We start from the raw sequence: 14,553 nt of genomic DNA, 5'->3' as shown, positions 1-14,553 counted from the left end.
CGCATGTATTTCCGGTAATCGCCGGAATTACGGTGTGCCATCTCGGCCCGGTGATAGCATCGCGGGTCACCCACGGCGCGAGTAAAGTCGGGCCCGTGGGGGCCCATTTCCGATCGTTGTTCGTGCAGGTGAGTTTCGGCCGACGCTCCGGGAGGAGATGATCGTGAACCGACGATGCGGTGCGCCCGCGCGCACGACGGAGCCGCGCGCCAGTGCGGCGCGGTCGTGAGGTCGTTGCGCAAGGGGCGCCGAGCCAAGCCGGAGACCGCGCCCTACGCCTCGATCGCCGGCTTCAACGAGCTGGACACCACGCCGACACGCGGCAAGCGACACACCCGCTCGACGAAGACGCCGCGCCCGACTCCCGATCCGAATCGCCCGCCGCGCACCCGGGGAGAACGCTTCCGGCGTCTGGTGCTCGCCCTGTTCATCATTTTCGGCGCGGTGCCGACACTGCTGTTCGTGCTCGTCTACTGGAGCGCCGAGATCCCGGATCCGGACTCGGTACAGACCAATCAGATCGCCACCGTCCTCGCCTCCGACGGCAGCACGGTCATCGCCAAAGTCGTGCCGCCGAACGGCAATCGGACCCCGGTCCCGCTGGCCGAGGTGCCCCAGCCGGTCCGCGACGCGATGCTCTCCGCCGAGGACCGCAACTTCTACACCAACCCCGGCTACTCCGCCTCCGGCTTCCTGCGCGCCGCCCGCGACAACGTGCTCGGGCGCGACAACGCGGGCGGCGGCTCCACCATCACCCAGCAGTACGTGAAGAACGCCTTCCTCGGCTCCGAGCGCACGCTCACCAGGAAGATGCGCGAGCTGGTCATCGCGGCCAAGATGGCGCGGCAGTGGAGCAAGGACGACATCCTCGCCGCCTACCTCAACACCATCTACTACGGCCGCGGCTCCTACGGCATCGCCGCCGCGACCAAGGCCTACTTCAACAAGCCGGTGAATCAGCTGACCCTCGCCGAGGGCGCGGTGCTCGCCGCGCTGGTGCGCACTCCGTCGATCCTTGACCCGGAAACGCACCTGCCCGACCTGACCGCGCGCTGGAAGTACGTGCTCGAAGGCATGGTCGAGATGGGTATCCTCGCGCCGGGCAACCGGGACGCCACGGTTTTCCCGCGGATCATCCCGCTCAACGAGATCCCCGACGACAACGTGGCGCGCGGCCCCGAGGGCCTGATCCGCGCGCAGGTGGTGCGCGAACTGCGCTCCTCCGGCATCAGCGACCACGAGCTCGACACCGGCGCCCTGCAGATCACCACGACCATCGACGCGAAGGCACAGCAGTCCGTGCTCACCGCGGTGCACGACCGGCTCAGCGGCCAGCCGCCGGAACTGCGCGCCGCCATCGTGTCGATCGACCCGCGCTCCGGCGCGGTGCGCGCCTACTTCGGCGGCAACGACGGCATCGGCTACGACTTCGCCCAGGCGCCGCTGCAGACCGGGTCGGCGTTCAAGCCGTTCGCGGTGGTCGCCGCGCAGCAGCAGAGCATTCCGTTGAATCGCATGCTGGACAGTTCGCCGGTCACCGACCGCGGCACCAAGATCACCAATGTCGACGGTGAGTCGTGCGGCCGGTGCACCATGGCCGAGGCGCTGAAACGCTCGCTCAACACCAGCTTCTACCGGCTGACCATGTCGATGTTCGACGGACCGAAGGCCATTGCCGACGCCGCGCACTCGGCGGGCATTCCGGCGGAGATCCCCGGGGTCGCCGGCAAGACGCTCACCGAGGACGGCGGGCGACCGCTGAACGGAATCGTGTTGGGGCAGTACCTCGTTCGACCCATCGACATGGCGTCGGCGTACGGCACGATCGGCGCGTCCGGCGTCTATCACCAGCCGTACTTCGTGCAGCGCGTGGTGACCGGTGACGGCCGGGTGTTGCTCGACCGTGGCGCGCCCGAACAGCAGACCGGTAAGCAGCTGCCAGAGGGGCAGCAGCGCATCCCGCGCGCGATCGCCGACAACACCACGCAGGCGATGACGCCGATCGCCGCCTACTCCAACGGACACGCCCTCGCCGGTGGCCGACCGTCCGCGGCGAAGACCGGCACCACCCAGCTCGGCGAGTCCAAGCTGAACAAGGACGCCTGGATGATCGGCTTCACCCCGTCGCTGTCGACGGCGGTCTGGATCGGCACCGAACAGTCGCAGCCGATCCATACCTCGCGCGGCGCCGACATCTACGGGTCCGGCCTGCCCGCCGATATCTGGAAGCAGGTGATGGACGGCGCGCTCGACGGCACCCCGGTCGAACAGTTCCCCGGCACGCCCGCCCCGGCGGCCGCGGTGGTCGCGCCGCCGCCCGCGAACAAGCCGTCCGGTGGTCCGTTCGACATCCTGAATCCGCCGCCGAGTCCGACGAAGGAGCCGATCGTGATCATCCCGCCGCCACCGCAGCAGCCTAAGGAAGTGGAAATTTTTCCCGGGCTGACCATCCCGGTGCCTGGATAGCGATGATGCTGTGACCTTCCCGCACCCGGGGGAACGGATGACATGGCAGCATCGTTTGCCAGAGTGAGAGCGAACAGCGAGTGTGTCGGACAAGGCCGACGCCGACGCCGCGGGATCGATGCGGAAGGATATGCGCTCGAGCGACGACGCCGCCAATTGGAGACAGACGAGACATAGGGGCTACGCCGGTGGATTTCAATGTCGTTGACCAACCCGAGACGCTGGTGGCGGGAACAGTACTTCGCAGCCCAGCGCTCGCGGTCGAAGGACCGCGCCGCGCGAAAGTCGAAGAGGCGTGGAAGCGCAACCTGGCCCGCCAGCTGCCCGGGGCGCCGACGACCGCGTACGTCGATCACGCGCCGGAAATCAATTCGTACCTGACCCACATCGTCGGCTACCGCTGCCGCGGCGTCGACGACTTACTGCCCGGTGACGTGCTTGCCAGGGTGCCGGCCGGCCGCTTCGCCCGCTTCACCGCGAGCGGTGACAACCTCGGCGACACCATCGTGCACATCTGGCGCTCGGTGTGGGACGCCGAGGCCGCAGGCCGGTTCGTGCGCGCCTACACCGGCGATTGGGAGCATTATCCCGACGCGCGAACGGCCGAAGTCTTCGTAGCGCTGGCAGACGATCAAGTCGACGGGTAGGAACAACACTGTGGACTTCGAGATTGTCACGTTGGACGAGAGCCTGGTCGCCGGACTGACCGTCCCGCTCGCCGGACGCGAGGTGACCGCGCGCGACCTCGACCTGGTGAACTTCACCTGGGACCGCTACCTGGCGCGGGAGAAGAGCGTGCCGCGCGTCGCCGCCTACATCGGCCAGAACGACCACGCCGTCGCCGTGCTCGGCTACGAGGTGGCGTCGATGGACGAGATGGACTCCGGCGACGTGCTCACCCGCGTCCCGCAGGGCCGCTACGCCAAGTTCGTCGTCTCCGACAAGCCCTACGACCTATTGCGCACCGCGTGGGCCCAGGTCCGTAAGGCGGAGAGCGCGGGAACCATCACCCGCTCGCACACCGCGGAGATAGAGCGTTACACGGGGCCGACCTCGGTCGAGGTCTACGTCTCGCTGGACTGATCGGCATCGCAACGCCAAATGAGCCGGGCCCCACGAACTTTCGTGGGGCCCGGCTCATTTCACTGCCAGAATTACTCAGCGCTACCGAACTAGTCGGCGCCGATGATGAACGCTTCCAGCTGCGTACGCGCGATGTCGTCGGCGAGCTGCTTGGGCGGGGACTTCATCAGGTACGCCGAGGCCGGGATGACCGGTCCGCCGATGCCGCGGTCCTTGGCGATCTTCGCCGCGCGCACCGCATCGATGATGATGCCCGCCGAGTTCGGCGAGTCCCACACCTCGAGCTTGTACTCCAGGCTCAGCGGCACGTCACCGAAGGCGCGGCCTTCCAGGCGGACGTAGGCCCACTTGCGGTCGTCGAGCCAGCCGACGTGGTCGGACGGGCCGATGTGCACGTCCTTGGCGCCCATCTCCTTCTTCAGGTTGCTGGTGACAGCCTGGGTCTTGGAGATCTTCTTCGACTCGAGCCGCTCGCGCTCAAGCATGTTCTTGAAGTCCATGTTGCCGCCGACGTTCAGCTGCATGGTGCGGTCCAGCTGCACACCGCGGTCCTCGAACAGCTTGGCCATGACGCGGTGCGTGATGGTCGCGCCGACCTGGCTCTTGATGTCGTCACCGACGATGGGAACGCCCGCCTTGGTGAACTTCTCGGCCCACACCGGGTCGGAGGCGATGAACACCGGCAGCGCGTTGACGAAAGCGACATTGGCGTCGATGGCGCACTGTGCGTAGAACTTGTCGGCCTCCTCCGAACCCACCGGCAGGTAGGAGACGAGCACGTCGACGTTGTTGTCCTTCAGCACCTTGACCACGTCGACCGGCTCGGCCTCGGACAGGTCGATCGTCTCGGCGTAGTACTTGCCGATGCCGTCGAGGGTCGGACCACGTTGCACGACAACGTCGCTCGGCGGCACGTCGGAGATCTTGATGGTGTTGTTCTCGCTAGCGAAGATCGCCTCGGCGAGGTCGAACCCGACCTTCTTCGCGTCGACGTCGAACGCGGCGACGAACTTCACGTCCCGGACGTGGTACTTGCCGAATTTGACGTGCATGAGCCCGGGCACGGTCGCGGTCTCGTCCGCGTCCTTGTAGTACTGCACACCCTGGACCAGCGAGGAAGCGCAGTTACCCACACCTACGATGGCGACGCGAACTTCTGTGGCGTTGTCAGCCTTCTTGTCATCACTCATGGCCGATATTTCCCTCTTTCTGTGGTGCCGCCTTCGTCGATTGCTCCGCCGCAATCAACTCGTTGAGCCAGCGCACTTCGCGCTCGCTTGATTCGAGTCCGAGCTGGTGGAGCTGCCGGGTATAGCGATCGAGTGACCCGCTGGCCTTCTTGATCGCCTCCCGGAGCCCTTCTCGGCGCTCCTCGACTTGACGCCGCCTGCCCTCCAGAATCCGCATCCGCGCTGTCGCGGGGGTGCGGCTGAAGAAGGCGAGGTGCACGCCGAAGCCGTCGTCGGTGTAGTTCTGCGGTCCGGTATCGGCGAGCAGTTCACTGAACCGCTCGCGGCCCGCCGGAGTCAGTTGGTAAACGCGGCGGGCACGGCGAGTGACCACGCCCGCAGGGATCTCCTCGGCGATCAACCCGTCCGACTGCATGCGGCGCAGCGTGGGATAGAGCGACCCGTAGGAGAAGGCCCGAAACGCGCCGAGCAGGCCGGTCAGCCGCTTGCGCAGCTCGTAGCCGTGCATGGGCGATTCGAGGAGCAGCCCGAGAATTGCCAGCTCGAGCACCGGGCTTCACCTCCCTGACTATGTACAGACCTAACCGATGGATGCGACTCCAAACTATATCGGACCGATATAACCGTGCACAGTCCTGGTCGATATAAACGTGGATCTACCGGGTATCTCATACCCCTGAGCCAGGGCGGCCCCTCGGCAACACCGCTACTCTGGTTCTCGTGCGAATCCAGCGGCAAGTGGTCGACTACGCCCTCCGGCGCCGGTCATTGCTGGCCGACGTGTATGCGGGCCGCGTCGATGTCGCCTCGGTATGTGATGCGAATCCCTACCTGCTGCGTGCGGCCAAGTTCCACGGGCGGGGGAGCGAGGTCACATGCCCGATCTGCCGGAAAGAACAGCTCACGCTTGTATCTTGGGTCTACGGCGACGGTCTCGGACCCGTGGCGGGATCTGCTCGCACACCAGAGGAGCTGACGCGCCTCGCCGAGACTCGTGAGGAGTTCTCGGTGCATGTCGTCGAGGTATGCCGGAGCTGCAGCTGGAATCATCTGGTGCAGTCCTACGTCCTCGGTACCACGCCGGCGCCAACGCGCCGTCGCACCGGGACCCGGCGCACCGCAGCCGAATGAAATGCCTGGTCATCTGCCCGTCGGGTGACTCGCGGAGCCATTATGTGTCCGCCGCGGTCGACGCGACCGCTCCGAGCCACCCGCACCGTTACGAGTTATGGAGATCTTGTCAGTGAATTCGCCCTACGAGACTTCCCCTTACGGCGATGAACCGCACGGCGGCCGTCCTCCACGGAGTTCACAGCCAGGTCCCAATCCGTATCAAGCCCCGCGCCCCGGCCCGCCGCCGCCCGGCGCGCGGCCTGGCCCGCCGCCCGCGCAGCGTCCCGCCCCCTACCCCGGCGAACTGCGCGGCCCGCAACCGCAGCGTCGGCCAGGGCCGCCCCCGCCGCCGCAGCAGCGGCCGCCACAGGGACGGCCGAACCCGGCCCCGCCGCCCGGCGCGCAGTCGACCCAGAAGATCGAGCGCAACGCGCTGACCGATGCGGCCAGGCGTGCTGGCCCGCCCACCGGACCGCGCCCGACCGCCGAGCGCGCCCGTCGCGTCGGCGACCCTGGCAACGGCACCGGCGAACGCAGGCAGACCGCGGGCGGCCCGCCGTCCGGCCCACCTCCGCGGCGCAACGGCGGTAGCGGCGGCGACTCCGGCGGACCTGGCAAGCGCAAACCCGGTGCGAAGAAGAAGTCGCCGTGGCGGATCGTGCGCCGGGTCATCTACGTGATGATGGCGATGGCCATCCTGATCCCAAGCGGCGTGTTCCTCATCGCGTACACGACTGTTTCGGTACCCAAGCCCGGCGACCTCAAAACCAATCAGGTCGCGACCATCCTCGCCTCCGACGGCGAGACGGTGGTCAGCAAAGTCGTTCCGCCGGAAGGCAACCGGAGCGACGTCACGATCGAGCAGATCCCGGCGCACGTCCGCAACGCGGTGATCGCCGCCGAGGACCGGGACTTCTACTCCAACCCTGGCTTCTCCATCTCCGGCTTCGCGCGCGCCGCCAGGGACAACGTCCTCGGCAAGGAAAGCGCAGGTGGTGGTTCGACGATCACCCAGCAGTACGTGAAGAACGCCCTGGTCGGTGACGAACGCTCGCTCACCCGCAAGATGCATGAGCTGGTCATCTCGGCCAAGATGGCGCGGCAGTGGAGCAAGGACGAGATCCTCGCCGCGTACCTGAACACCATCTACTTCGGTCGCGGCGCCTACGGTATCGACGCGGCCGCCAAGGCCTACTTCGAAAAGCCGGTGACGGAACTGACCCCCGCCGAGGGCGCGGTGCTCGCCGCCACCATCCAGCAGCCCTCCGGCCTCGACCCGGAGAAGAATCCCGAGGGCGCGAAGACCCGCTGGAACTATGTGCTCGACGGCATGGTGGCTGGCGGCAACCTACCCGCGGCCGAACGGCAAGGCCTGCAGTACCCGCGCGTTGCCCCGGTGTCGACCACCAAGGACAAGACCCTGGACAACGGCCCGGAGGGCTTGATCAAGACCCAGGTGCTCAAGGAGTTGTCCGCCGAGGGCATCAGCGAGCAGCAGATGAACACCGCCGGCCTGTCGATCACCACGACGATCGATCCGAAGGCGCAGAAGGCGGCCGTCGACGCGGCGCAGAAGAAGATGCAGGGCGAGCCGGAGAAGCTGCGTGCCGCGGTCGTCTCGGTGGATCCGAAGACCGGTGGGGTGCGCGCCTACTACGGCGGCGAGGACGGCCAGGGCTGGGACTACGCCAACGCCGGTCTGCAGCCTGGCTCGTCGTTCAAGGTGTTCGGTCTCGCGGCGAATCTCGAGCAGGGCGTTCCGCTCTCGCAGCTGTACGACAGCTCACCGGTCACCGTCAACGGCATCAAGGTCACCAACGTCGAGGGTGAAGGGTGCGGCACCTGCACCATCGCCGAGGCTTTGAAGCGCTCGCTGAACACCAGCTTTTACCGGATGGAGGTCGACATGGGCAACGGTCCCAAGAAGATCGCCGACATGGCACACAAACTCGGCATTCCGGAGAACATTCCCGGCGTCGGCCCGTCGCTCACCGAGACGGACGGCAGCGGCCCGAACAACGGCATCGTGCTCGGCCAGTACCAATCCCGCCCACTCGACATGGCTTCCGCCTACGCCACTTTGGCGGCCTCGGGCACCTACCACAAACCGCATTTCGTGCAGAAGGTGGTCGCCGCCGACGGCTCGGTGCTGCTGGATCGCGGTGAGGTGGCGGGCGAGTCGCGCGTCTCGGCCGCGGTGGCCGACAACGTCACCGACGCGATGAAACCCATCGCGGCGTGGTCGCGCAACCACAATCTGGCCGGCGGCCGCGAGTCGGCCACCAAGACCGGCACCGCCCAGCTCGGCGATACCCTCGACAACAAGGACGCCTGGATGGTCGGCTACACGCCGTCCCTCTCGACCGCCGTGTGGGTCGGTGCGGTCGACAGCACGGCGCTGCGTAACTACCAGGGCACCATGATCTACGGTTCCGGTCTGCCGTCCGACATCTGGAAGGCCACCATGGACGGTGCGCTGGACGGCACGAAGAACGAGACCTTCCCGAAGCCGGCGCCGATCAAGGGTCAGGCCGGTGTGCCAGCGTGGTCGGCGCCGTACACCCCGCCGTCCACCACCGAGGCGGCACCGCTGATCCCGCCGATCATGCTGCCGCCGCAGATCGATACCCCGTTCGGTCCGATCCAGATCCCCGGTGCCCAGCCACGGCCGCAGGCACAACAGCAACAACAGCAGCAGCAACAACACGAAGATGGCGGCCCGGGGCCGCTGCCAGGCCAGCCGGTTGCGCCCACCGACGGGTCGTCGCCGAGCGCGACGGGTACGCCGCGGCCCGGCACCAACGGATACGGCGGGCAGGGTGAGAGCACCGGGGCTCCGCCAACCACTCGCAGCAGGTAGTCCGAGCCTGCGGCACCTGGCCGAACACGCTATGGTGCCGCAGGTTCCGCCCGCGAATTCGGCACAGCAAGCAATGCTTACGGAAGCGTAATCCGCACTGCGCGTAGCGCCTCCACACCGCGAGTGGGGATGACTCGATCGAACCGATATCAGAACCCAAGGTAGCGTCGGGTGCCGTGACCGATCAGGAACTGGTGAACCAGCGAACGAACGGGAGCGTGCCGCACACGGGCGCGCCTTCCGGTGGCGCGCACTACGTCGCCCCCGGCCCGCTCGCGCCGGATCTGCGGTCGGCCGACGCCAGGGATCGGCCGAGTCGCAATGATTCGCTGACCGCCCAGTTGTGCACGGTCATCGGGGGGCCGGTCGGTGAGCACGCGCTGATCGGGCGGGTCCGATTCTGGACGCCGATGCGGGTGCTGCTCGCCTTCACCGTGGTTTTCCTCGCGTTCGGCTGGTTCGGCAAGGCGGGCTGCATTCAGCAGACCGGCGCCGCGGACGGATCGCTCACCCTCGACTGGAACAACGGTCGCCAGTACATCGCGATGTGCTATTCGGACACGGTGCCGCTCTACGGCGCGGAGCGGTTGAACGAGGGCGCCTTCCCGTACAAGAAGGACTGGACCGAACAGACCTCCGACGGTGACCGGGAAACCCGGTACATGGAATATCCGGTGTTATCCGGTCTGTACCAATACCTTTCGATGCGGATCGCCAAAGCCTGGGATGCCTCGCCGCTGCCCGGCGCGCTGCAGGTGGTGATCTACTTCAACGTCGTCGCGTTCGGCCTCGCGCTCGCCTGGCTGGTCACCGTGTGGGCGTCCGCGCAGCTGGCCGGGCGCCGGGTGTGGGACGCGGCGCTGGTCGCCTGCTCGCCGCTGGTGCTCGTACATATCTTCACCAATTTCGACGCGCTGGCAACGGCTTTGGCCGCGACCGGCCTGCTGGCCTGGGCGCGAAGACGGCCCACGCTCGCCGGTCTGCTGCTCGGACTCGGCGGCGCCGCCAAGCTGTATCCGCTGCTGCTGCTCGGCCCGATCGTGGTGCTGTGCCTGCGTGCCGACCCGATGCAGCGGCTGCCGAGCACCCAGCTCGGGCTGCGCCTGCGCGACATCAACAGCTGGTCGATGGCACGGGACTGGATCCGCGAAACCCCGTATCGCGTCCACCTGCTCAGCACCCGACCGCTCGGTGCCGCGGCCGTCACGGTGCTGGCCGCGCTCGGCACCTGGGTCGTGGTGAACCTGCCCATCGCCGCGCTGTATCCGAACGGCTGGCGAGAATTCTTCCGGCTCAACACCTCTCGGCATGCCGACCCGGATTCCATCTACAACGTGATCACCTCGTTCACCGGCTGGGCCGGTTTCGACGGGGACCTCAGTCACGCGCAACAACCGGTCATCCTGAACGCGGTATCGCTGCTGGTGTTCGTCGCCGCGTGCGCGGTGATCGGCTACATCGCGCTCACCGCACCACAGCGGCCCCGGCTCGCGCAGCTGTGCTTCCTGGTGGTCGCCGCGTTCCTGCTGACCAACAAGGTGTGGAGCCCGCAGTACTCGCTGTGGCTGGTGCCGATCGCCGTGCTCGCGCTGCCGCACCGGCGAATCCTGTTGACCTGGATGACGATCGACGCGCTGGTCTGGGCGCCGCGCATGTTCTACTACCTCGGCCTTGACAAGAAGGGCCTGCCCGAGCAGTGGTTCACCGGCACCGTTGTGCTACGCGACCTCGCGGTGATCGCCTTGTGCGCCTTGATCGTTCGGCAGATCTATCGTCCCGAGGAGGATCTGGTGCGCCGCGACTACGTCGACGATCCGATCGGCGGCATCGTCGACCGTGCCCCGGATCCGTTGCTGCCGTGGCTACCCGAGGTGTTGCGGCCGAGGGTCGCGCCGACCCGCGAGTGGAACCCGCAGGTCGGCGACCAGACTCAGTGGGTGCGCAGATAGCGCGCGAGTAGGCCCGGTTCCTGCGGCAGCATGTCCAGGTCCAGCTGCCACGGGCTGCCGGTCCACGGATCGAACAGCGGTGTCCCGTCGATGGTCGGCAGGTGCCTGCACGACTGCGACAGCATCGCGACGGTGGCGTCGTCGGCGTTGGATTCGTCGCTGCCGATGATCACCGTGGACAGCCCGATCAGATCGCCACGCATGATCAGCGACCCGATCCGTTGTGCGTCCGAACTCTGGTAACCGTGCGGGAAATCGGCAGCGACCAGAATCCGGTGCTCCTTCGGCGGACTGCCCATTCCGCTGGTGAAGGCCAGCTCGGCCAGTTCGGCGGCCTGGACAAGGGCCTGCAGCCGCTCCGAGATATCGGTGTGGTCGGTGACCGGCGGCCCGTTCAGCACCGGCGCGAGCAGCCCGGTGAAGCCGCTGAACGCCCCGGTCAGATCGATGATGTCGACCAGCGTGCGCCGACCGGGCGCCGAGGTGAGCAGCCGCGCGAGCAGCGCACTGAGCACCGGCGCAACCGCCCGGGTGGAATCGGTATCGATCCACAGCGGCCGATTCAACGGCACCGGAACGCAATACGGCACCCGCAGCGTGCCACGGTCGAGCGCGTACAGCTCGCCGAGCCGGATGCCGTCGCTCGGCGTGATCGGCTTGTCCCAGACCGGTGAGTCCCAGGACGCCAGGGCGGGCGGCAGCATCAGGTCGGCGTCGGCGAGTTCGCGCACCAGCTGCGCGCTGTCGCGCTGATGGTTGCTCTCGGCGGTGGCGATCAAATCGTCGTTGCGTTGTTGCGCGGTGCGGCGCGCCACGTCGGCGGCCGGGGTGTTCCTGGTCGCGGGATCCGAGACGGCGGCGGACAATTCGTGGTCGAGCCGCTTTGCCGCGTAGTCGCGGGCGGAGACCAGCGCGGCGGCCGAGCGGGCGGCGTCCTCGAAGATCATCCACAGGCGTTCAAGGCCGTGCCCGACCTCGAGCGGCGCCCCGACAACCGAGCGGGCCTCGCTGGCCATCGGCCCGGCCATGGTGTGCACACCGGGGCCCGGCTGTTGGATCGCGCTCGGCTGCGGCACGTCGCCGGTCTGCGCCGCCGAACCGGTTTGCGCCGCCGGGTCCGCCGGATCGTCCTCGACCTCGACGCCGTGCGCGGTCAGCAGCACCCCGAGGCCGCCGGAGTAGCCCTGCCCGACGGCGCGCAGCCGCCAATCGGTGCCGCGGCGATACACCTCCAGACAGATGAGCGCCGCCTCCCCCGACGACGGCGTGATCACGAATTCCGCTGTCACGTCGCCGTTTTCGGACAGTATCGCGGTGATCGAGCCGAGACCGCCCTGCCTGGCGGGCACGGCCGGATCGGCGCTGACCACCAGCAGCACCGCCTTGGCGTCACCGCGCACCTGAGGCAGCGTGATCGTCACCTCGTCCCCGGTCAGCCGCACCCCCGCGGCGCTCGGCTGGTTGTAGAAGACGAAGTCTTCCGCGGCGAACACCTTGAGGTTCTCCGCCACCACCAGTGCCGAAACATCCAGCGCGGCATCGGCTTTCGCACCGAACCGGAGAACATCGCCGCTCAGTGCGATGTTCTGCCCGGCCTTGAGTTGAATCACGTTGTCTGCCTTGCTGTCCGCGCCGCCTCGATCAGTGCTTCAGGAACCGGCCGAGGTGCGGCACCGCCTCACCGGGGTGCTTGGCCGCGAAGCCTTCGCCGATCGCCTGCAGCTTCCAGTCGTTGCCGACGCGGAAGACCTTGGCCATCGCCATCGCGGTGAACGGCATGCCACCGGCCAGGGTGTACCTGGCCAATTCGGCACTGTTGGTGCCATCGACCAAGCGGCAGAACGCATTCTGGATCTGCTCGAAGGTGTGCCCCTTGTAGGAGGTGACGATGAACATCAGCGTGCTCACGTGCGCCGGGATGCGGGTCAGGTCGACCAGGATCACCTCGTCGTCACCCTCGCCCTCGCCGGTGAGGTTGTCGCCCTGGTGCCGGATCGAGCCGTCCTTGGAGGTCAGCTGGCCGTAGTAGGCGACGTCCACCGGGTTCGTGTCGGCGAACATGACCACCGACGCGTCGAGATCCACATCGACGGTGCGGTTGCCGAACATGCCGCGGTTCTTCACCGGATCCCAGCCGAGGCCCATCTTGACGAAGGTCAGCGCGGCGCCGCCCTCCTTGCGCAGGGTGACCCGCTGGCCCTTGGTCAGGCTGACCGGACGGTCCTTGCTCAGACTGATCTCGGCGGGCGGCTGCTGCTGAACCGGCTGCCCCGGCGGCGGATACCCGCCCTGCGCGGGCGGCGGGTATTGCGCGCCTGGTCCTGGTGGCGGCGGGTAGCCGCCCGGGCCCTGCGGCGGGTAGCCGGGGCCGGGCGGGGGGTAACCCGGTCCGGGCGGCGGGTAGCCACCGGTCGGCGCGTACTGCGGATCCTGCTGCGCCGGGTACGCGGGCGTAGTCGGCGGCGGGTAGTTCGGGGCGGGCTGCGTCGGGTAGGCCGGAGGCTGCTGGGCCGGATAGGCGGGCGGCGGCGCGGCCTGCGGTACAGGCTGGGCCTGTTGAGTGGGCTGGGCTGGCGAATCATCGACCGTCACACCGTGGTCGGTGACCAGAGCCGCGAAACCACCCGCGTAACCCTGCCCGACCGCGCGCACCTTCCAGCTGCCCTGGCGGCGGTACAGCTCGAGCGCGATGACGATCGACTCGCTGCTCAAACCCTCGATCTGGTACTCGTACAACCGATTACCGGTCGGGTCCGACACGATCGCGGTGGGCGCGGGGAACCGGCCGAAGTTACTGTTCGCGTCGTCCAGGGTGATCACCGCGCGGATCTGCGCGATATCGGACGGCACCGCGTTCAACGACACCGCAAGCGAGGCGGGCTGCCCGGCAGGCGCGGGCTGCAAGGTGACCCCAGGTCCGCTCGGCTGGTTGAAGAAGACGAAGTCCGCGTCGGTGCGAACCCTGCCCTGTTCGGTGACCAGTAGTGCGGACAGATCCGCGGGCGCCGTGAGCTGGATGGAGACCACCACGTCGTTCGTGGCCAGCGGACCGTTTTGGCCCTTGGCGAGTGTTGCGGACAAGTTAGACCCTTCGCTTGTCGGTGCGTTCGAAAGCCACTCTACGAGAAACGCGCGGGTGACGGTTCAGGTAAACGAGTCGATGACCCCCGACAGTTCCCGGGGCATCGGTTAATGTGTCGACACATAGTTGGAACGTGGTGGTTTTCCATGTTCGGAGATCGAGACAGCAGGCAGAACACCCGCATGGCGCAACTGTTCGAACAATCCAAGAAGGTGATCGAGGCGCATCTCGCCGGGACAACTCTCCGCGCGATTTCCGGCTCGATGGTCGCTTACGAAGGCAATGTGCAGTTCAAAGCGGCCGGTTTCGGCGGCGGCGACGGCGTGCTCGCCGGGCTCAAGCGCCGCGCGACCGGCGAGAAGCTCGCGCTGATGGAATGCTCCGGCAACGGCCGAGTTTTCTTCGCGGTGAACGGCCAGCACGTGACCGTCGTCGACCTGAACAACGAGACGCTGCAGGTGGAATCGCAGCAGCTGCTCGCGTTCGCCGGAAACCTCCGCACCGACGTCCGGTTCGCCGGTCTGCGCGGCGCGTCGACCGGCGCGGGGCTGTTCACCACCACGGTCACCGGCCAGGGGCAGGTCGCGCTGCTGTCGGCGGGCGGGCCGCTGATCCACCTCGAGGTGTCGCCGCAGTACCCACTCGTCGTCGACCCGGACGCGTTCGTCGCGGCGCGCGGCAACCTCAATCAGTCGTTCGTCACCGACGTCTCCTGGCGCACGCTCGTCGGCCAGGACGCGGGCGAGGCGTTCTCGCTGCGCTGGGACGGCCAGGGCGTAGTGCTGATCCAGCCGGCGGAACGGTAAGGGC

The 14,553-nt window shown here is 67.6% G+C and carries 11 protein-coding genes; 7 read left to right on the top strand and 4 right to left on the bottom strand.

What is annotated here, in order from left to right:
* Positions 1–300 precede the first annotated feature (300 nt).
* From OG203_RS26335 to OG203_RS26325, 3 genes are all read left to right on the top strand, one after another.
* A complete protein-coding gene (locus tag OG203_RS26335; protein ID WP_405168008.1) occupies positions 301–2,466 on the top strand; it encodes a transglycosylase domain-containing protein in 2,166 nt (721 codons plus the stop codon).
* A 188-nt stretch (positions 2,467–2,654) separates the two neighbouring features.
* Entirely contained in the window at positions 2,655–3,113 is a 459-nt protein-coding gene (locus tag OG203_RS26330; protein ID WP_405159941.1) for a GyrI-like domain-containing protein, read from the top strand.
* 10 nt (positions 3,114–3,123) lie between these two features.
* Positions 3,124–3,549 (top strand): GyrI-like domain-containing protein, encoded by a 426-nt coding sequence (locus OG203_RS26325; RefSeq protein ID WP_218472361.1) that lies wholly within the window; start codon positions 3,124–3,126, stop codon positions 3,547–3,549.
* A gap of 89 nt (positions 3,550–3,638) precedes the next feature.
* On the opposite strand, the gene OG203_RS26320 is transcribed toward OG203_RS26325, so the two are convergent.
* Both OG203_RS26320 and OG203_RS26315 read right to left on the bottom strand, forming a co-directional pair.
* Positions 3,639–4,739 (bottom strand): inositol-3-phosphate synthase, encoded by a 1,101-nt coding sequence (locus tag OG203_RS26320; RefSeq protein ID WP_405159940.1) that lies wholly within the window; start codon positions 4,737–4,739, stop codon positions 3,639–3,641.
* A complete protein-coding gene (locus tag OG203_RS26315; RefSeq protein WP_107653374.1) occupies positions 4,732–5,289 on the bottom strand; it encodes a PadR family transcriptional regulator in 558 nt (185 codons plus the stop codon). Before OG203_RS26315 ends, OG203_RS26320 begins: the two co-directional genes overlap by 8 nt.
* Positions 5,290–5,459: 170 nt before the next feature.
* On the opposite strand from OG203_RS26315, the gene OG203_RS26310 reads away from it, so the two are divergent.
* The 3 genes from OG203_RS26310 (at position 5,460) to OG203_RS26300 (ending at position 10,661) form a co-directional block, all read left to right on the top strand.
* The gene (locus tag OG203_RS26310; RefSeq protein ID WP_191093751.1) at positions 5,460–5,870 is read left to right on the top strand and encodes a DUF5318 domain-containing protein; all 411 of its coding nucleotides are present in this window, start codon (positions 5,460–5,462) and stop codon (positions 5,868–5,870) included.
* Positions 5,871–5,967: 97 nt separating this feature from the next.
* The gene (locus OG203_RS26305; protein ID WP_405159939.1) at positions 5,968–8,712 is read left to right on the top strand and encodes a transglycosylase domain-containing protein; all 2,745 of its coding nucleotides are present in this window, start codon (positions 5,968–5,970) and stop codon (positions 8,710–8,712) included.
* A 176-nt stretch (positions 8,713–8,888) separates the two neighbouring features.
* Complete coding sequence (locus OG203_RS26300) at positions 8,889–10,661, top strand: glycosyltransferase family 87 protein (protein WP_405159938.1); 1,773 nt, start codon at positions 8,889–8,891, stop codon at positions 10,659–10,661.
* On the opposite strand, the gene OG203_RS26295 is transcribed toward OG203_RS26300, so the two are convergent.
* Together OG203_RS26295 and OG203_RS26290 are read right to left on the bottom strand one after the other, a co-directional pair.
* Positions 10,643–12,271, bottom strand: a complete 1,629-nt coding sequence (locus OG203_RS26295) for a TerD family protein (protein WP_405159937.1) — start codon at positions 12,269–12,271, stop codon at positions 10,643–10,645. The two genes, OG203_RS26300 and OG203_RS26295, sit on opposite strands and share 19 nt — an antisense overlap.
* A 31-nt stretch (positions 12,272–12,302) precedes the next feature.
* Positions 12,303–13,742: a TerD family protein gene (locus OG203_RS26290; RefSeq protein WP_405159936.1), complete on the bottom strand. Its 1,440-nt coding sequence runs from the start codon at positions 13,740–13,742 to the stop codon at positions 12,303–12,305.
* A gap of 183 nt (positions 13,743–13,925) precedes the next feature.
* Here OG203_RS26290 and OG203_RS26285 point away from each other — a divergent pair, with 183 nt between their 5' ends.
* A complete protein-coding gene (locus OG203_RS26285) occupies positions 13,926–14,549 on the top strand; it encodes an AIM24 family protein (RefSeq protein WP_405168007.1) in 624 nt (207 codons plus the stop codon).
* Positions 14,550–14,553: the final 4 nt, after the last annotated feature.

The organism is Nocardia sp. NBC_01499, from assembly GCF_045040275.1.
In the GTDB taxonomy this organism is placed as follows: Bacteria; Actinomycetota; Actinomycetes; order Mycobacteriales; family Mycobacteriaceae; genus Nocardia.
Note: the sequence above shows the minus strand (reverse complement) of the source record. Positions and strands in the feature narration are given on the sequence as shown.

Coding starts and splice junctions, on each gene's coding strand:
- OG203_RS26320 (WP_405159940.1), bottom strand. CDS start 4,739: ATGAGTGATGACAAGAAGGCTGACAACGCCACAGAAGTTCGCGTCGCC.
- OG203_RS26285 (WP_405168007.1), top strand. CDS start 13,926: ATGGCGCAACTGTTCGAACAATCCAAGAAGGTGATCGAGGCGCATCTC.
- OG203_RS26305 (WP_405159939.1), top strand. CDS start 5,968: ATGGAGATCTTGTCAGTGAATTCGCCCTACGAGACTTCCCCTTACGGC.